Source organism: Catenuloplanes atrovinosus (assembly GCF_031458235.1).
GTDB lineage: Bacteria > Actinomycetota > Actinomycetes > Mycobacteriales > Micromonosporaceae > Catenuloplanes > Catenuloplanes atrovinosus.
In genome coordinates this window covers 1,113,900-1,132,483 of record NZ_JAVDYB010000001.1, presented here as the reverse complement: position 1 = coordinate 1,132,483, position 18,584 = coordinate 1,113,900, and the positions used below count along the sequence as shown (strand labels likewise).

General features: G+C 74.8%; 9 protein-coding genes. 2 read left to right on the top strand and 7 right to left on the bottom strand.

From position 1 onward, the window contains the following. On the bottom strand, positions 1-10,203 hold the full coding sequence (locus tag J2S41_RS05010; RefSeq protein ID WP_310363613.1) for a hypothetical protein: 10,203 nt from the start codon (positions 10,201-10,203) through the stop codon (positions 1-3). A gap of 180 nt (positions 10,204-10,383) precedes the next feature. Here J2S41_RS05010 and J2S41_RS05005 point away from each other — a divergent pair, with 180 nt between their 5' ends. Next, on the top strand, positions 10,384-12,105 hold the full coding sequence (locus J2S41_RS05005) for a CocE/NonD family hydrolase (RefSeq protein WP_310363611.1): 1,722 nt from the start codon (positions 10,384-10,386) through the stop codon (positions 12,103-12,105). A 21-nt stretch (positions 12,106-12,126) separates the two neighbouring features. Here J2S41_RS05005 and J2S41_RS05000 read toward each other — a convergent pair whose 3' ends face one another. From J2S41_RS05000 to J2S41_RS04975, 6 genes are all read right to left on the bottom strand, one after another. Continuing rightward, positions 12,127-12,720, bottom strand: coding sequence for a formylglycine-generating enzyme family protein (locus J2S41_RS05000; RefSeq protein ID WP_310376291.1), 594 nt, complete (start codon positions 12,718-12,720; stop codon positions 12,127-12,129). 46 nt (positions 12,721-12,766) lie between these two features. Beyond that, the gene (locus J2S41_RS04995) at positions 12,767-13,714 is read right to left on the bottom strand and encodes an asparaginase (RefSeq protein WP_310363609.1); all 948 of its coding nucleotides are present in this window, start codon (positions 13,712-13,714) and stop codon (positions 12,767-12,769) included. Positions 13,715-13,910: 196 nt separating this feature from the next. Then, the gene (locus tag J2S41_RS04990) at positions 13,911-14,630 is read right to left on the bottom strand and encodes a hypothetical protein (protein WP_310363608.1); all 720 of its coding nucleotides are present in this window, start codon (positions 14,628-14,630) and stop codon (positions 13,911-13,913) included. After that, positions 14,627-15,280: a response regulator transcription factor gene (locus J2S41_RS04985; protein ID WP_310363607.1), complete on the bottom strand. Its 654-nt coding sequence runs from the start codon at positions 15,278-15,280 to the stop codon at positions 14,627-14,629. Before J2S41_RS04985 ends, J2S41_RS04990 begins: the two co-directional genes overlap by 4 nt. After that, a complete protein-coding gene (locus tag J2S41_RS04980; RefSeq protein ID WP_310363605.1) occupies positions 15,268-16,386 on the bottom strand; it encodes a sensor histidine kinase in 1,119 nt (372 codons plus the stop codon). Before J2S41_RS04980 ends, J2S41_RS04985 begins: the two co-directional genes overlap by 13 nt. An 8-nt stretch (positions 16,387-16,394) precedes the next feature. Continuing rightward, positions 16,395-17,813 carry an alpha/beta hydrolase gene (locus J2S41_RS04975; RefSeq protein ID WP_310363604.1) on the bottom strand — a complete coding sequence of 473 codons (1,419 nt, stop codon included), beginning with the start codon at positions 17,811-17,813 and terminating at the stop codon, positions 16,395-16,397. Positions 17,814-18,074: 261 nt separating this feature from the next. On the opposite strand from J2S41_RS04975, the gene J2S41_RS04970 reads away from it, so the two are divergent. Then, positions 18,075-18,479 carry an SRPBCC family protein gene (locus tag J2S41_RS04970; protein WP_310363603.1) on the top strand — a complete coding sequence of 135 codons (405 nt, stop codon included), beginning with the start codon at positions 18,075-18,077 and terminating at the stop codon, positions 18,477-18,479. Positions 18,480-18,584 lie beyond the last annotated feature (105 nt).

Here is an 18,584-nt window from a genome sequence, read left to right as displayed (position 1 = left end):
TCAGCAGTTGGTGAGGATGTGGGTGGCGACCTCGATCAGGGACGCGCGGCCGGGCTCCGTCGCCCGCAGCGCGTCACGCAGCCCGTCGAGGTGTTTGACCCAGTTGACGCGGTCGCTCGGGGTGACGCAGTCCGGGTTGCGCCCGTCCGTGGTCAGCCGGGACGCCGCGACGCCGCCGATCCGGCTCATGATCGCGCGCAGCTCCGGCTGCGTCATCGGGTCCTCGCCGGCCAGCGCCGGATCCACCGCGAGCAGGTCCCGGACCGCCTCGAAGACGGCCAGGTTCGCGCGGTCGGCCGGGGTGGCGGCGGTCGCGCGGACCAGCGACAGGCCCTGGTCCCAGGTGAGCGCGCCGGCCCGGATGAGCTGGAAGAGCAGGCCGTCCATGGCGTACCGCCCGGTCCGTGGGCCCATGGTGGCGAGATAGTCGTAGACGAACCCGGCGGTGGCCCGGTCCCGTGGCCCGGCCGCCGGCACCGGCTCCACCTCCAGCAGCGACCGCGCCACCGGGGTCAGCCGCGCGTCGCCGTCCGTGGGCAGGCCGCCGGCCGCCCGCGCCACGTCCAGTACGGTGCGGAACGCGGCGAGCCGCGCGTCGCCCGGCTCGGCCGCGACCGCCGCCGCCAGCGCCTCCGCCGCCGCGTCCGTGTGCAGCTCGGCCAGGTGCTCCCGGTGCAGGTCCGCCGCGGCCGACCAGGTCCGGGACATGGTCCACAGGCCGAGCGCGCCGGGCAGGTGCACGCCGTCCGCGCGCTGTGGGACCAGCCGCGCCAGCGGCCCGGCCGCCGTGAAGATCTCGGTGCCGAGCCGCGACTCCAGCAGCCGGGACTCGCCGTCCGGCGCCTGGAGCACCCAGACCCGGTCGAACCCGGCCGCGGCCGACTGGATCAGCACCGGCGTGAACTCGCGCCGCACGCTCTCGAACAGCTCGCCGGACGCGCGGGTGGCCGCGGTGGCGACCACCACCGGCGCGGTCCGCATGCGCCGGAACCCGGCCAGCACCGCCCGCAGCTCCTCCACCACCGGACCGGCGATCCCGGCCGGCCCGCTCAGGTCGACCGCGACCACCGGCACGCCCGTGGCCCGCGCGGACGCAAGGATGTCGGCGGCCGCCCCGGCGTGCGGGCCGGACCACTCGCCGAGCAGGATCGGTTCCATGGCCGGCGTCGCGGGCGCCCGCACGTCGACCAGTTCCCGCCACGGCGGCAGGCGCAGCGTCCCGTCGCCGGTCTCGGTGGCGAGCTGGTCGAGCATCCGGCGTGCGGCACCGTAGCTTTCCAGGACCTCGAGGAACTCGTCGCGGTACGCGGAGAGGCGTGCCGGGTCCTGGCCGGCGGTCCGGAGGAGGGTGCCGAGCCCGTCGACGACCGAGGCCAGGCCGCCGGTGAACGTGTCCAGCAGCTCGGTGATCCGCTCGGTCTGCGGCGCGGCGTTCGCGCGGGCCAGCGCGACCGTGATCCGGCCGGCCTCGTGCCCGCGGTAGCGGCGGCCGAGCAGCACGGCCTGGCCGAGCAGCGCGGCCGGGTTCGGCAGGCGGGCCGGGTCGGAGAGCCCGAGCTGGTCCGGCACGGCGGCGGGGAACACCATCAGCTCCACCGGGGCGCCCTCCCGGACCTGACGGGCGTGTCGCGCCGCCTGGAACATGTCGGCGACGTGCTGCGCGCGGACGCCGCCGGCCCCGTCGTACGCGTCCAGGAACGCCTGCCGCAACACCATCAGCTCGTCCCGCATCCGCAGCCCGAGTGCGCTGCCCTGGCTGCGCAGCTTGGACAGGAACGTGGAGATGTCGCGTTCCGGCATGCCGGCCGGGGCGCCGTCCGGGCCGATCGACCGGTGCGCGCCGGACACGTCGAGGAACGTGATGCCGTCCACCGGGTGCCACACGACGTTGCCCGGGTGCGCGTCGCCGTGGACCAGGCCGGCCGGGCCCGGATCCGCCGTCACCAGCGAGATCGCCGCCTCCGCCCGGGTCCGCTGCTCGTGGCCCTCCGGCAGGTGCCTCACCTGGTCCCGGACCCACGCCACCTGACCGTCCAGGTAGGCCTGGCTCACCGCCCCGCCGCGCCGCGCGTGCAGGTCCGCCATGGCCCGGCCGAGCGCGGCGATCGCCTCGCGGGCCCGGGCCAGCGCGTCGGCGCGGAGCGAGGCGAGGGCCGCGGCGCCCACGCCGGCCAGGAGATCGGTGAGCGTGACGCCGTTTACCTCGGACATCACCAGCACGCCGACCGGCGTACCGGACCGGTTGACGGCACCGACCGCGCGGACCTCCGGCACCGTGAACGCGGTGAAGCCCGGCCGGGAGAGCCGTTCCAGGGCGGACAGCTCCTCCACGAACCGGCTCATCCGCGGGAAGATCTTCACCACGACGGGCTCGGTGCCGGCCGGGCCCCGCGCCCGGTGCACGATGGCGCCGGAGCCGGTCTCGAACTGCTCACCCAGCCGGGTCAGCGTCACCTCGCCCCAGTTCATCGCGCCGGAGACGAACGTGCGGACGCCGGCGTCATCGGCCGACGTCAGCGCCGGCAGCAGATCCTCCATCCCCCGGATCGTCGCCGCGGGCACCTGACCGTCGAGGGTACGGCCGGCGCTCGCCCGCGCACGCGCCTCCGGCACCTCGGACACGCCGGTCGACGGCATCGTGAGCAGTATCCGCGCCGGCCCGGTCATCATGTCCTGGACGCGGTGCCGGTTGCCGGTCCGGTGCCGGTGAATCTGGGCGGTGGCCCAGCGCAGCGCGGAGTCCAGCAGGTCCGGGTCGGCCGCGTGCGCGGGATCGAGCACCAGCGTGTGTGCCTCGTCGCGGGTGGTGCCGCGGACCGCGTGCCACAGGTCGTCCGGGGCGAGGCGCAGCCGCGCCCCGGAGTCCGCGCCGACCACGGCCGTGCTCACCCGGATGCGGTACCGGCGGCCGTCACCGAGGAAGACCTTGATCCAGCCGCCCGCCCGCACGTCCATCCGCAGCGGCCGGAAGTAGGGGCGGTTCGCGACCGTCCAGAGCGTCGTGGTCAGCGGGTCCGCCGTGTGGTGCTCGGCCAGCGCCTCCTCGATCACGTCCACCGGCGTGTGCCGGCCGGCGCCCCCGTCCCCGGTCACCCGCGCGTTGCGGAGCCTGTCGAGCGGCCCGTTCGGCGGGACGCGGTAGCCGTGCCGGCGCAGGAGATCCGCCCGCGCCGCACGCCAGCGGTGGCCGTGCGGGTCCTGGGCGGTACGCAGTCCGAGCCGGTCGAGCAGCACGACCAGTTTGCGGCCGACCGCGTCCGGCGTCAGGTCGGCCCGTGCCGTCCGCGCCGGGTCGTGCGCGTAGTCCAGGTCCCGGGCCATCTCGTGCAGTTCGTTGAGCGCGGTCCGGTCCCGGTGCGTCAGCTCGACCGGCCCGGTCGGCGCCGGGCCCCGCCAGAGCGCCGGGGGCTCCCGCCAGGTCGTCAGGTCACCGACCCGGGTCAGCCCGCGCGAGGTGGCGCGGTGGGCCCGGCCGAGCCGCGACCGCACGCCGCCGGGGATCGACCGCATCGTGCCGGTGAAACCGGTCCAGCCCGGCACCGGTGCCGGCTTGATCTCCTGGTGCGCCGCGGCGGCGGCCCCCATCAGGTCCTTGATCTCGGTGGCCAACTCCTCGCGCGTGCTGGTCATCCGCGCGGTCTCGGCCAGCGACTGCCGGATTCCGGCCTGCTGCGCGAACAGCGGCGCCGACACCCGCAGCAGGTTCTCGCCCACGCCGGTCGCGAGCTTGGCGACGCCACCGACCGCGATGCCGACCCCCAGCACCGCGCCGGGCAGGTTGAGCGCACCGCCGATCGCACCGGCCGCGGCCAGGTGCGTGACGAACGACGGTATGTGCTTGTAGAGCATCTGCAACCGGCCGGACACCTCCCGTGGGCGCCCGGCCGCGTCGTTGGCCCGGCCCTGGGCGCGCGCCTCGGACAGGCGCCGGAGGCCGATCTTCCGCATCGCGGTCAGCAGCCGGGAGCGGTCGGGGTTCGCCTGCGGCAGTTCGTCGATCCCGAGGGGCGGGGTGCTCGGTTGCCGCCCGTCGGTGAGCGGCAGATCCTTGTCCAGCAGGAACGTGATCGCGTCGAGCAGGTACCTGAGGTGGTTGAGGGTGTCCCAGCTCGCGACCGCGACGAGATCGGCGAACTCGTGCCGTTTGAGCCCGCTCCAACCGGCGCCGTAGACCGCACCGCTGGCGCCGGCCGCCCCGATGTTCATGGTCACCAGGTCGACCGCGCTGTTCGCCAGGACGCCCAGCACCAGTGACGGGATCTGCGCCGCCGCGTGCTGGCCGCCGACCCGCAGCGCGTTGTGGAAGCGGCTGGGCATGCCGTCACCCAGGCCGCGGGCGACCAGGTCGTACGTCTCGGACAGCGCGGAGCGGCGCCAGGGGCTGTTGCGGCGCCGGACCATCTCCCTGGTGGCCACGTCGACCTCGTGCAGGATGCCCTGCATCATGGCGGTGATGTGGGTGCGGGTGTCCTCCAGCGACTCTCGCACCTCGCGGCTCAGCGGTTGCGACTGGCTGCGCCCGATCAGCTCCCGGACGCGGAAGTAGGCGCTCTCCACGAAGTCGTTGCGCATCTTGTCCCAGGTGCGGGCGTGCTCGAAGGCGTACCGCTTCGAGGAGACGCCCTCCGGGCGGTCGAACACGTGGTCCAGTTCGGCCTGGATCAGGTTCGCCAGCACGGTCAGGCCGAGCGCCGCGCCGCCCTTGTCCCACTGCGTGCTCGCGGCGCCCGCCACCAGCATCGACGCCAGCGACTGCGCGAACCCGGACGGGGACCGCTTGATCACGTTCTGCGCCGGCGAGGACCAGCTCGGCGCGCTGAACAGCGCGTAGCCGGGGGCGGTCGCGCCCGGCTTGATCAGGCGGTCCTTCGGCGGGCCGCCGGTGGCGCCCATCCGCGCGTTCGCCGCGTCCGACCACGCCTGCGGCACCGCCGCCATGCCCTGCCCGGCCACGCTGGAGCCGATCAGATAGCCCTGCCGGCCGGCCAGCACGCCCGCGCCCACGGTGGTCGTGACGGCCACCGGGGCGGACAGCACGCGGCGCGCGGTGTGCAGGGCCATGCCCGGCTTGTCGGCGATCGGGCCCGGCGTCGCGTTCGCCCGCCACGTCGGCTGCGTCAGCGCGGCCGTCAGCCGGGCGCGCAGGTCGTCCGGCAGGGCGCCCTCCAGCAGGCCGCGCATCTCGGCGCGCCGCCGCTCGATCAGTGCGTCCAGGATCTCCTGGTGCAGCGTCAGCCGCTGCGTCCTCGACCGGCTCCACCGGGCGATCGCGCCCGTGTTCGCGTTGCGGATCTGGCGCAGCGCCGTCTCCTCGGCCAGCAGCCGTCGTCCGTCCTCGAACCGGGATTTGCTGACCTTGCCCTTGCCGCCCGGTGCGGCCTTCTCCAGCGTGGTGAGCAGCACCGACAGCCGGCCCGCCACCAGGACGCGCAGAGCCGCGTCGCTGGTGCGGGTCCGTACCCGCAGCGTCGGCGTCTCTGCCGTCTCCAGCCGGACCGTGTCGTCCAGGTCGCCCATCGGGTCGGGCGGCTCCGGCACGATCCGGATGCGGACGATGCCCTCGCCGTCGGCGAGCGGATGCTCGGGGACCCGCAGCCGCAGGATGTCGTCGCCGTTCTCCTTCGTCAGGCCGGCGCCGCGAATCTCGCCGGAGTTCTCCACCAGCACCGCCGCCGCGGTCCGCACCGCGTCGAGCACGCCCGCGCCGGCGTCCTTGGACCGGGTGTCGAACATCCGGTCCCGGACGAACTGCCGGGCCTCCTCGGGCAGGTTCTGCTGCCGCAGCCGGCGATCCAGCGCCTGGGCGCGCGGCGCGGCGCCCTTCTGGTCGCTGAGCACGCCCAGCGCGGTCAGGTCCGCCACGATGCGGGTGTTCCGCCCCGCGGAGACGGGCTGCCGCAGCTGGTACGTCAGCGACTCCAGCCGCCCGCGATCCGCCGGCCCGAACGACCGGAACCACGCCGGCTTGCCGTCCGGGCCCAGCCGCGCGCGCGGCGGCGCGTGGAACATCACCCGGGTGATCCGGCGCATCCACTCCCGGCGGTCCGCGTCGAGCTGCTCACCGGCCCAGATCAGCGTGCTCTTGAGGTCCGCGACCGTCATCGACGGTGGTAGGCGCAGCTCCGCCGGGGCCGCCTCGCGCCGATACGCGGACGCCGCGTTGTCCTGCTCGCGCAGCATCAGGTCGGCATCCCCGACGGTGCCGTCGGTGATCACCCGCAGGCGCGACGACATGCCGTCCCGGGTGAGCACGACCGTGGTCGGGTCGTCGTCCGCCACGGCCAGCGTCCAGCCGTGCCCGCCCGCGCTCACCTGCTGGACCGCCGCCGCCAGCGCGTCCGTGATCCGCTCAGTGGCGCTCTCGTCCAGCCAGGGCGGCGCGGGCACGCCGGTCCGGTTGCGCAGCGGCGCCACGCCGGTGTCGAACGCCTGGATCGCCGCGTCCAGGCCGCCGATCAGCGCGGCCGGAGCGGCCGTGGTGCCGGCCGCCGTCCCGGGCGGATCGATGACCCGGCGGATGTCGGTCAGGAACGTCCGGGCCGCCCGCAGCGCGTCCAGCGCGACCTCGTCGCCGCGCACCCGCTGCCGCACCGCGGCTTCGCCGCCGGCCTCGGTCAGCCAGGCCTCGACCCGGCGCTCGGCGTCCCGCGCGCGGCTCACCACGTCGTCCGGGGTCGGGGTACGGGTGAGCAGGACGCCGGACTCCGGCTCGCCGGCCGCGTACGCGCCGAACGCCTCCGGGTCGTCCCGCGACCGGAAGCCGTCGAACGACCGCAGGTCGTTGAGCGTGTCCCAGCTCTCGCCGAGGCCCTCCGGCGTGAACAGCAGCCACGGGTCGCCGCCGCGGGTCAGCAGCCGGCCCCCGGCGGCGCCGGCCAGCAGGTCGCCCGGGGCGGCCAGCACGTCGCCGCCGAGCGCGTCCGCGTACGCCTGGACGAACTCCGGCCGCAGCGCGGCGATCTCGCAGGAGAGCAGCGCCTGGTTCGCGCCCAGCCGTTCGGTGACGGTCCTGAGCTGGTCCGGGGTCAGCAGCACCTCGCCGTCGACGCCGTCCAGCCGGGCCGGTACGCGCACGTGGCCGCCCTCGTTGTGCACCGCCACCACCGGCAGGCCGGCGCCGAGCCGATCGGTCGCCGGCAGCCAGTTGCGCCCGCGCAGCCGCTCCCATTCGGCGTCCGAGACCAGCACCATCACGTCCCGGCCGGAGACCTTCACCCGGCGGATCATCAACTCCATGCCGTCGGCCCGGAACCCGCCCAGCCCGTCCGGGACCACCTGCGAGACGGTCGGCCGCAGGCCCTCGGCCAGCGGGTTGTCCTCGACCGGCGGCAGGCCGCTGTACTTCATCTCGCCGAGCCGCACCGGCATGCCGAGCTGGGCGGAGATCCGGCGGGCGACGTTGGCGGCCCAGCGCAGCGGCTGGTCGCCGGCCTGCGGCGGGCGCACCCGCAGGCTCATGTACCGGCCGGACTTGGTGTTGATGTCCAGCGTCTCCAGCGGCTCGATGAAGTGCAGCTCGCCGCTGGTCCGGCCGAGCGACGCGCGCAGCAGGTACGACCCGTTCCGGGACGGGAGCTCGACCGCGCCGAGCGCCGGGTGGCCGACCGTGTTGAGCGCCTCCACCAGGTGGTCCAGCGTCAGCCCTGGGTAGATCGGCTTCCATCCGTCGTACAGCGCCTGGAGTTCCTTGGCGCTGATCACGGAGGTCCGCTCCAGCTCGGTGATCCGCGCGACGTACGGTTCCAGCTCCGCGCCGATGGCCGCGATCACCGGCGCCAGCCGCTCCTCGTCCGGCGACAGGCCGACCAGCTCGGGCGCGCGCTCGCCGACGAGCCGGCGGGTCTGGCGGGCCAGCTCCTCCATGGCGGCCGGCAGGCGCTTGTCGACCGGCACCTCGCTGGCGATGAAGATCTCGCCCTCGGCGGTGGTGAAGTAGTGCCATTCCGTGCCCGGGTGCTCGGTCAGCATGTCCGGCCGCAGCTCGGCGAGGGGCATCCAGAGCGCGGGCCGCCGGACGAATCCCTCCAGGATGCGGTCCTTCTTCAGCTCGCCGTTGCGCGGCGCGCCGCGCAGGAACTCCTCGATCGCGGCGGGGTCCAGCGGCAGGAACAGCGGGTTCCGGGACGGCTCCCCGGCGTCCTCCGGTGCGGCCGGGCGCAGCAGCGGGGCGTCGTTGCCGCCGAAGACGTCCCGCTCCTCGGGCTTGACCTTCTTCGGCAGGACCGGCCGGCCGTACTCGCGGTCCAGGTCGACGACGCGGCGCACCAGCCCGTCCACGTCCGTGGTGAAGACCCGGACGAGCCCGTCGACGTCGGCGGCCGTGACCGGTGCGGGCGTGGCGTCGTCGTCGTGCAGCGTCAGCGTGTCCGCCAGCGGCGACTCCGCGGAGAACGCCTGCCACCAGGCGCGCGCGGCCTCGGCGTCGAGGTTCCGGCCGTCGCGCAGCACGCCGAGCAGCCCATCGGTGATCCGCGCCCGGCTGCGGCCCAGCGCGGTGGTCCGGTCCAGCAGGTCACGGTACGCGGTCGCGGAGTCCGTCCAGTCGTCCAGCGCGCGGTCCAGCGCGTCCCGGTCGCCGGCCTCGACCGCGTCCGCGCCGCGCCGGTGCAGCTCCGGCCAGTCGATCGGCACGTCGAGGCGCTGCCGCCGGGCGAGGTCGGCCCGCGTGGTGCCGTCGAACTCCGGCCCGGCGCCGAGCCGGACCGTGCGCATGCCGAGCCGCTCCGACACCGCCGGCACCCGGTCCGACGTGCCGGCCAGCGTGGAGTCCGCGACCCTGGTCAGCTCGCGGAGGATCGCGTCCAGCCGCGTCTCGTCCGCCAGGTCGATGCCGCGCGCGGCGGCCGTGTCGCGCAGCGCGAACAGCTCCGGCGCGCGCTCGCGCAGGTCTCCCGCGGGTTCCGGGCCGATCAGCAGCACCCGCCCGTCCGGGTACTGCCGCCGCAGCCCGTCGACCAGGTCCCGCAGCACCGCGGGCGCCAGCGCGGGCCCGTCGCCGCCGCCCAGCCCGGTCCGGACCGCGGTGGAGAACACGATGACCGGCTCGCCGGCCGGCAGCTCGAGCGCCGCGACCAGGTCGCGGGCCTGGTCGCCCGGTGTGGCCTCCGGTTCCGGGCCCGCCTCCGCCGGCGGCACCGGCTCGGCCGGGGGCGTGCCGGGGGCCGGCCCGACCGGCTCCGGCGCGGGCGTGAACGCGCCGGGCGGCAGCGCGGTCGCCGCCCGCGCGAACGTGACGATCCGGCCGGCCGGGTCGAGCATGGTGACCGTGGTGCCGGGCGCGCGCAGCTCGTTCGTACGCCGGCCGCCGGACTCCGGGTCGAACGGCGCGACCGCGTTCCGGTCCGCGCCGGGGTCCACCCAGTACGCCGCGCCGTCCCGGGACACCAGCCAGCGCGTCCGATCGCCGCTGCGGACCAGCGCCGCCGAGCCGGGCATCGCCACCAGCGCGTCGCGCAGCGCGGCCGGGTCCGCCGGCTCACCGGTGGTGCCCGGGGCGAACACGGCCAGCAGCTCGGCCGTGGTGGGCGGCAGGACCGCGCGGGTGAGCAGTCCGGTGTCCGTCCCCGGCGGCGGCCCGAACAGCGCCAGGCCCACCGCGAGCTGGTACGCCGGTGACGGGTTCGCCTCGTCCGCGAACGCCGCCGGCACGCCCAGCGCGTCGCGCACCGCGGACGCCTCCGCCAGCAGCGCCTCCAGTCGCTGCCAGGGCGAGCCGGTCCGCTCGGTGCCCAGCCGCACCGCGGCCCGCAGCGTCTCCCGCGCGGCGGCCTGCGCGCGCGGCAGCACCCGGATCGCGTCCGGGACGCCGACCGCCTCCAGTCCCTGCGCGTCCACGCCGATCACGCGCCGGTCCAGCGGCGTGCCGTCCCGGAACGGCGCGTGCTTCTGCAGCCCGAACGTCTCGGTCAGCGTCATCCAGCCGGCCGGGTCGTACGTCTCGCCGGACAGCGACCCGATCAGCAGCCCGTCGCGCGCGGCCGCGGGCACGCCGCCGAGCGCGAGCCGGACGCGGTTGACCGCGGCCGGGTCCGTGAGCGCCCGCGGGGTGAGGAACACCGCGATGCCGCCACCGGGCCGCTCCGCGGTCATCGCGCGGGTCAGCGCGCCGAGATCGACCGGCGTCGTCATCGGGCCGTCGTGGAAGAAGACGCCGGACGGTACCGGGATGAACCGGCCGTCGGCGCAGATCTGGAAGAAGGCCACGGTGTCTCCCTGCTGGTGGACGCTGCGGAACCTCCTTTACGACGCCACCGGATGGTCCGTTCGAGCGCTCACCGTGAACCGTCGCTTAAGGCGTGGTAAACGGCTCCGGCCCCTGCCCCGGCCGCCCCGGAACGACTAGCGTCTGCCATGGATACATCTCCCTACATCGGTGGAGGACGCATGCTTCGTACCGCCATGGCCGCTGTCCTGGTGTTGACAGCGGTCGCCGCCGGGACCCCGGCGCACGCGGCCGGCGGCCGCACGACGATCGTGGTCCGGGACGGCGCGACCCAGCCGGTCTTCGACTACGCCGACGCGATCCACGAGCACGTCTGGGTGGAGTCGCCGACCGACACCGACCACGACGGCGTGCGGGACCGGATCCACCTCGAGATCACCCGGCCCGGCGAGACCGAGACCGCGGGCCTGCGCGTCGCGTCGCTGATCATGCCGACGCCGTACGGCGGGATCGCCCCGGAGGTGCCGTACCCCGACGTGGACGTGGACCGGCTGCCGCAGGAGGGCGCGCCCGCCACGCTGAGCGCGACGCACGCCGCCGACCGCGCGCTGACCAGCCTCAACACGGCACCGGCCGCGGTCAGCACGTGGGAGTACTACACCACCCGCGGGTACGCGATGATCGCGATGGACAGCATCGGCACCGCCACCTCGACCGGTTGCCCGGACGCGGGCGGTCCCGCCGAGATCGTCTCCACCCGCGCGGTCGTCGACTGGCTGGACGGCAGGGGCCGCGCGTTCGACGCGGACGGCAACGTGGTCTCCGCCCGCTGGTCGGCCCGGAGCGTCGGCATGTACGGCGTCTCCTACAACGGCACGCTGCCGATCATGGCGGCGATCACCGGCCGGTCCGCGCTGAAGACGATCATCCCGATGTCCGCGGTCACCAGTTGGTACGACTACTACCGGGCGAACGGCCTGGTCGTGGCGCCCGGCGGGTGGCAGGGCGAGGATCTGGACATCATGGCGAAGTACGTGCTCAGCCGCACCAACCCGGAGGTGTGCGCGTCCAACATGGACCACCTGGAACGCGTGCAGGACCGGACGACCGGCGACTACTCCCCGGTCTGGGCCGCCCGCGACTACACCGCGCGGGCCGGGCGGATCGAGGCCAGCGTCTTCGTGGTCCAGGGCCTCCAGGACTGGAACGTCAAGCCCAAGCACGGCATCCAGCTGTGGCAGGCGCTGCGCGGCGACAAGAAGCTCTGGCTCTACGACCGCGGCCACGGCTCGTCCTGCGCGCCGGAGTTCGCGCCCGCCATGCACCGCTGGGTCGACCACTACCTGTACCGGGTGGACAGCGGCATCGAGGACGAGGCGCCGGTGACGCTGGAGGACAACGGCTGCCGGGTCACCGGGACGGACCGGGCCTGGCCCGCGCCCGGCACCCGGGCCGTCACCTTCCCGCTGGCCACCGGCCGGCCGCGGACGGACACGTTCGTCGACGAGGGGCGCACCCGGACCGCGGAGCAACTGCTCTCCCAGCCGGCGCACGCGCTGACGTACCAGTTGCCGGTCCTGACCGAGGACACCCGGCTCAGCGGCACACCGTGGATCACCGCGGACGTCAGCATCGACCGGACCGCGGCGAACCTGACCGCGCTGCTGGTCGACTACGCACCGGACGGCACGGCCACGATCCTCACCCGCGGCTGGACCGATCCGCAGAACCGCCGCTCGGTGTCCCGGTCCGAGCCGGTCACGCCGGGTAGGACGTACCGGCTGCGCTGGGACCTGCAGCCGATCGACCGCACCGTCCCGGCCGGACACCGGCTCGGCGTGGTCGTGATCTCCACCGACTACGACTACACGTTGCGGCCGCTGCCCGGCACCCGGGTGTCGGTCCGCCCGGTGAGCAGCACGGTCCAGTTGCCGATGCGGTGACGCTCCGGTGGCCCGCGGCGCTCAGGCGTTGCGGGCCACCCGGAAGCCGACGTCGTCCAGCGCGAGGCTGGGGTGGCTGCGCCGGCGGGCGGAGGCGCGGCAGCTCCACCGCTCGTCGCACCAGCCGCCACCGCGCAGCACCCGGTGGCCGCCGCCGTACCCGCCGGTGTCGTAGGCGTCCCAGCACCAGTCCCAGGCGTTGCCGAGCATGTCGTGGAAGCCCCACGCGTTCGGGATCTTGCCGCCGGCCGCGCGCAGCCGGTCACCGGAGTTGTCGCGGTACCAGGCGACCTCGTTCAGCGGGCCGTAGTGCGGCCCGGTGGTCCCGGCCCGGCACGCGTACTCCCACTCGGCCTCGGACGGCAGCCGGTACCCGTCGGCGCCGCGGTCCCAGGTGACGCACGTCGCGCCGGCGTCGACCCGGTAGACCGGGGCAAGGCCGTCGCGCGCGGAGAGCGCGTTGCAGAACAGCACCGCGTCCCACCAGCTCACGTCGGTGACCGGGAGCCGGTCGTCGCCGGGGCACCAGCCGATGACCTCCGCGTACAGGCCCCGGGTCACCGGGAGCGCGGCGAGGCGGAACGGGGCCACCTCGCCCGCCGGTACCGCGATCATGCACTCGGTAACGTCCACGGTGAAGCATCTTAAAGGGGACTTGTTGCTACCAGGTCGCCGAAAGTTCACCAACGGTTTCTCCGCCGCCGAGAACCGGGGACGGCGGCGCGGTCCAGTCGACGCCGAGCGTACCGAGTGCGGCCCGCAACACGGCCGGGATCGCGCGCGGGTTCCCGTCGTCGATCTTCAATGCGATCGCGCCGGCACCCGGCACCGCCACCGCGGCGAAGCCCTCCGCACCGCCCTTGGCCAGCAGCCTCGGCACCTCCGTCATGATCACCGTGTCCAGCGCGCCGGTGCCGGCCACCATCCGCGGGTGGGCGCGCATCGCGTCCGCCACCTGCCGCTCGAACGAGCCCGGTGCCGCGTGCACCAGGCGCAGGAAGGCCTGGGCCACGCCGGTCAGCGAGAACGCGAAGACCGGCGCGCCACACCCGTCCACGCCCACCGCCGCGACCGGCTCGCCGGTCAGCTCCTCGGCCGTGGCGCGCAGCATGCGCTGCAACGGGTGGGCCGGGTCCCAGTACGCGTCCGTGGACCAGCCCGCGGCCCGGCAGGTGAGCAGCATGCCGGTGTGCTTGCCGGAGCAGTTCATCCGGGTACGCGTGGGCGCCTCCCCGGCCCGCAGCGCCGCCTCGCGCGGCACCGGCCCGGCCGGCAGGTCGGGCGGGCAGCGCAGGTCCGCGCCCGCGAATCCGTGCGCGTCCAGCAGCGCCTCCACCCGGCTGACGTGCACGTCCTCACCCCAGTGGCTGGCGCAGACCAGCGCGAGATCGGACTCGGCCTCCAGCCGCAGACCGGCGCGGAGCATGCCGACGCCCTGCAACGGCTTGTTCGACGAGCGCGGGAAGACCGGGCCGCGCCCGTCGCCGCGCACCGCGACCGGCGCCCCGCCCGCGTCGAGGACCACGACGGACCCACGGTGCACGCTCTCCGTGAACCCGGACCGCACCACCTCGGCCAGCACGGCCCCGCCGCGATACCCATCTCTCATGATCCGCACGCTACCGGTTGCCGCGCTCCGACCGCAGCGCCAGTGCCCCGACCACGAACGTTCGAGGTGCGGGGGGGGGCAGGTATCGGTGCAGGTGAGCGAGCGGCGCCGGGTGGGCGGGGTGGTACACCCGGCTGCCGGCTGTGGCGAACAGGTACGAGCGGGATAGGGCGGGGTCGTCGTCGCCTGACCCGCGTCAGCCGGGCCCGGCGGTGTATCCGATCGACACCGTGCCGTCGCCGCGCGCGATCAGCTGGTGCGCGGCCGACGGCGCGCTGACGACCGCGCTGGCGGTGTGCCGGGCCGAGCTGGAGACCCGGTAGTCGTGCCCCGGCGGGACCAGCATCCGGATGTTCCCCTCGCCGGTGGTGAGGTCGGCGGTGAGCGGCGGGCGGACGAACACCACGTCCACGTCACCGATGTAGGTGCGCGCGACGACCGGACCACCCGCGCCGGTGACGACGATGTCACCTTCCTCGCAGGTCAGGTTCGCCGCGCCGGTCAGCCCGTCGACCTCGATGCCGGAGGTCGTGGTGGCGGTGAGGGTCAGGTCCGGCGGCACCTCGATCTCGTAGTCGATCGAGCAGTTGACCGCGACGACGATGTCGCTGCGGTCGGAGACCCGCGTGGCACAGCCCGCGCCGAGGGTGAGTGTGGAGTCGTCCCGGCGCTCGGTCACCCGGGGCGCGAACCAGGACCAGGACAGGTGCCGGTGCACCCGCACGTCCGGGCCGCCCCGGCGGACGGTGAGCCGTCCCTCGTCCAGCTCGACCACCAGGCTCCGGATGCCGTGGTGCACGGTGGTGGTGTGGCTGCTCTGCGCGGCGGCGACGGCCGCCGTGACGCCGGTGCAGGCCAGCAGGATCAGCGCGCTCCACACCGAACCGATGACCCGCCAGCCGATCGTCCCGGTCACGAGCGCGGATCGATTCGCAGGAACCGCAGCACGGCGAGGACGCGGCGGTGGTCGGTGTCGGCCCGTTGCAGGCCCAGCTTCGCGAAGATGTTGTTGACGTGTTTCTCCACCGCGTGCCCGCCGATGCCCAGCGCCGCGGCGATCGCCGCGTTCGACCGGCCCTCCGCCATCGTGGCCAGCACGTCGGTCTCCCGGGGCGTCAGGCTGCCCAGCGGGTCGCCGCGGCGGCGCGCGAGGATCTGCGCCACCACCTCGGGGTCCAGGGCGGTGCCGCCGGCCGCCACCCGGCGTACCGCGTCGATGAACTCGGTGACGTCGGCGACCCGGTCCTTGAGCAGATAGCCGAGCCCGCCGGTGCGCTCGGCGAACAGGTCGGCCGCGTAGCGCTCCTCGATGTACTGCGACAGCAGCAGGATCGCCGTCTCCGGCCACTGCCGCTTGAGGACCAGCGCGGCGCGGACGCCCTCGTCGGTGTGGGTGGGCGGCATGCGCACGTCGATGAGGGCCAGGTCGGGCCGGTGCTCCTCGACCGCACGCAGCAGCTCTTCGGCGTCGCCGGCGGTGGCGACGACGTCGATGTCGCTGGCGGCCATCAGCCTGCGCAGCCCGTCGCGCAGCAGCACCGAGTCCTCCGCGATCACGATCCGCACGGCAGCTCGACCTCCACAGTCGTCGGTCCGCCCGGTGGGCTCTGGACGCGGAGGGTACCGTCCACCGACGCGGCCCGCTGGCCCAGGCCGTGCAGGCCGCCGCCGGGCCGGGCGGCGGCGCCGCCGATCCCGTCGTCGGTGACGGTGATCCGCAGCCGGTCCCGGCTCCGGACGACGCTGACCCGCACGTGCGTGGCGCGGGCGTGCCGGGCGATGTTCGTCAGCGACTCGGACACCACGAAGTAGGCGATCGCCTCGATCACCGCCGGGCAGCGCGGCACCACGTCGACGTGCAGGTCGACCGGCTGCGGCAGCCGCACGACCAGGCCGGAGAGCGCGGCGTCGAGGCCCCGGTCGTCGAGCACCGCCGGGTGCAGGCCGCGTACGAAACCGCGCAGCTCGGCCAGGGTCGCCTTGGCCTCCTCGTGCGCCTGCCCGACGGCGTCGCGGGCCGGGCCGTCGGGCAGCTCCGCGCGGGCCATGCCGAGCGTCAGGGCGAGCGAGACCAGCCGCTGCTGGGTGCCGTCGTGCAGGTCGCGTTCGATCCGGCGGCGCTCGGCGTCAGCTGCCTCGATCGCCTGGGACCGGCTGCGGGCGAGCTCGTCGAGCCGGGCGGCGAGCGCCTCGGTGGGGCTCGGCCCGAGCAGCCGCCGGGCCACGGCGGCGTCGAGCCGGGCGACGCCCCGCCCGAGCGCGGCGGCGACGACCAGCAGGGCCAGCCCGGCGGCCGTCAGCAGCGTGCCCCGCACACCCGTCGCGAAGGTGAACGACAGGCCGGCGAACGCGAGCCCGGCCGACCAGGCGGCGGTGACGACCGCCGCCCCGGCCGCCCCGAACGGCAGGGCCAGCAGGTGGTACGCGGTCTGCCGCCAGAGGGCGGTCGTGCGGCGGGTGGCGTCCCGGACCCCCGGCACGTCGGGGATCTCGGCGCCGAGCAGCGCCCGGAACCGTGCGCGCTGCATCGCGGTGGCGCCACGCACGACGGCGCGCAGCGGGGCCACCGTCACCGGGCTCAGCGGGAGCGCGCATCCGGCCAGCACCGCGGTGCACAGCCCGGCCGGCAGACCGGTCAGGCTGTGCACCGTAGCGAGCCACACACCGCGCACGTGTCGCACTATCCCGCGCACACCGTTCCGGCGGGGGGCAGGGCGCCGTCCACCAGGTAGCCGTCGACGGCCTCGGTCACGCAGGGGGTGCGCGGGTAGGCCACGTGCCCGGTGCCGTCCCGGGTCAGCAGGCGTCCGTTGGCCAGATGCTGTGCGGTCGACACCGCCCACTCGTACGGCGTCGCGGTGTCCCGGGTGGCGCCGACGACCAGGATCGGCGCCGCCCCGCGCGCGGTGACGTGGTGCGGTCGCCCGGTCGCGGCCACCGGCCACTGCGGGCAGAGCGTGCTGGCCATCATCATGTGGCCGAACACCGGCCGGTCGGCGACGTCCCGCGCGGTGTCCGCCATGACCTGAGCGGCGGTCCGGTGATCCGGCAGGTCCATGCAGTTGATCGCGGCGTTCGCGATGTCCGGCTCGGCGTTCTCCGGGACCACCTCTCCGTTGAGCGCCTCGCTGAGGAACCCGTCCAGGTTGACCCAGTTCTCAGGCGACTTCACCAGATACGCCGCGACGGTGGCCAGGTAGTCCTGGGCCGGGCCGGGCGTGCTGAGCAGCCGGCCGACGTCCGCGCGGGCCTGCGCGGCCGTCCGGTCCGCCAGCGGGCAGCCCTCGCGGTCCGCGCACCCGGCGAGATAGTCGTCGAAGCCGCGGCCGGCGGCCAGCGACGTGCCGCGCCAGAAGTCGGCGCCGTCGCTCGCCGGATCGGTCGCGGCGTCCAGCACCATCCTGCCGACCCGGCCGGGGAACAGGTCGGCGTAGAAGATCCCGATCCGGGTGCCGTACGACATGCCGATGTAGGACAGCTTCCGGTCGCCGAGCACGGCGCGCAGCACGTCGAGGTCGCGCACGGTGCTGATCGTGTCGACGTGGTCGAACAGCGGACCGGACTCCGCCCGGCAGGCCGCCGCCCAGTTCGCGGTGATCCGCTCGAACTCGACGCGCTCGGCCACCGTGGTGGGCAGGCGGGCGTTCCAGTAGTCGGCGTTCGCGCTCGCCGGGCAGGTCAGCGGCGACGACTCACCGACGCCGCGGGGGTCCCAGCCGACCACGTCGTACGCGGCGAGCGTCTTCTCGCCGAAGGCCGCGGCGGCCCGCTCGGTGAACCCGGCGCCGGACCCGCCGGGACCGCCCGGATTGATCAGGAGGGAGCCGCGCCGGGTGCCGGTCGCCCGGTGCCGGGTCACCTTCAGCGTGAGGGTGGCGCCGTCCGGTGCGGCCCAGTCGACGGGCACCGTGACGCGGGTGCAGTCCAGTGGCAGATCGCCGCTGGGGCACGCCTGCCAGGTCAGCTTCTGCCGGTGGAAGCGGCTCTGGTCCGGCGTCGTGCCCGCGTACGCGGTGCCGACCGCCGTCGCCGCGATCGCGGTCAGCCCGGTCAGCACCACGGCGGCAAGCCGGCGGCGTTTCGAGAGGTGCCTTGTCATGATGCTCCTGTCAGCGAGGAACGAACCCCACCAGACTCGGGGATCACGACCGCTGCCAGAACCCGGACAGCGGGCCCCGCTCGGGTAAGGCAAACCCTACCCTCGATGCCGATCCGTAGCGGAACCCGAATCGCCGCATCGAGTACGAGACCGGCGGCTCCCCGCAACCCGCGCAGCCCGACCCCCAAACCTCGAACGTTCGTGGTCAGGGCACTAGCATCACCGTGCCGCGAAGCCGTTCATATATGGAGGTCTGGCGATATGTCCCACTACGACGTGCGGGCGCGGTCCGCGGCGGGCGTGGCGACCGTGTTCGGCCTGGTCACCGACGTGTCCAGCTGGCCGTCCTGGCAGCGGATCGACAGGGTGCGGCCGCAGGGCGAGGAGTGGGTGGTCGGCGGCTCCCCGACCACGGTCATCCGGGTGGTCGACGTGGTGCCGGACCGTTCCCTCACCTACGTGGAGACCTCCGGGACGCTGTGGCACGACTACCGGTCCACGATCGAGCTGACGCCGGCGGACGGCGGCGGCACCGACATCCGGTGGCACGCCACGTTTCGCAGCCGGCACGCGCTGCTGAGCCGGTTCTGGCCCTGGTACCTCCGGCGCGAGATGCGCGGCAACGCGGACCGGCTGGCCCGGCGAGCCGAGTCCATTCATCGATGACGTTGACTTGAATCCGTTCATCGCCGAGGATGTTCGCAACCCGCCGGACATTCTCCCGCCACATCTCCGGCCCGATTTTGTGAGCGCTCACATGAGAGGTGCGAG

What these genes read in the sequence shown, in the direction of transcription:
- J2S41_RS05005 (WP_310363611.1), top strand. Translation starts at nt 10,384, where the DNA reads ATGCTTCGTACCGCCATGGCCGCTGTCCTGGTGTTGACAGCGGTCGCC.
- J2S41_RS05000 (WP_310376291.1), bottom strand. Translation starts at nt 12,720, where the DNA reads ATGATCGCGGTACCGGCGGGCGAGGTGGCCCCGTTCCGCCTCGCCGCG.
- J2S41_RS04995 (WP_310363609.1), bottom strand. Translation starts at nt 13,714, where the DNA reads ATGAGAGATGGGTATCGCGGCGGGGCCGTGCTGGCCGAGGTGGTGCGG.
- J2S41_RS04975 (WP_310363604.1), bottom strand. Translation starts at nt 17,813, where the DNA reads ATGACAAGGCACCTCTCGAAACGCCGCCGGCTTGCCGCCGTGGTGCTG.
- J2S41_RS04970 (WP_310363603.1), top strand. Translation starts at nt 18,075, where the DNA reads ATGTCCCACTACGACGTGCGGGCGCGGTCCGCGGCGGGCGTGGCGACC.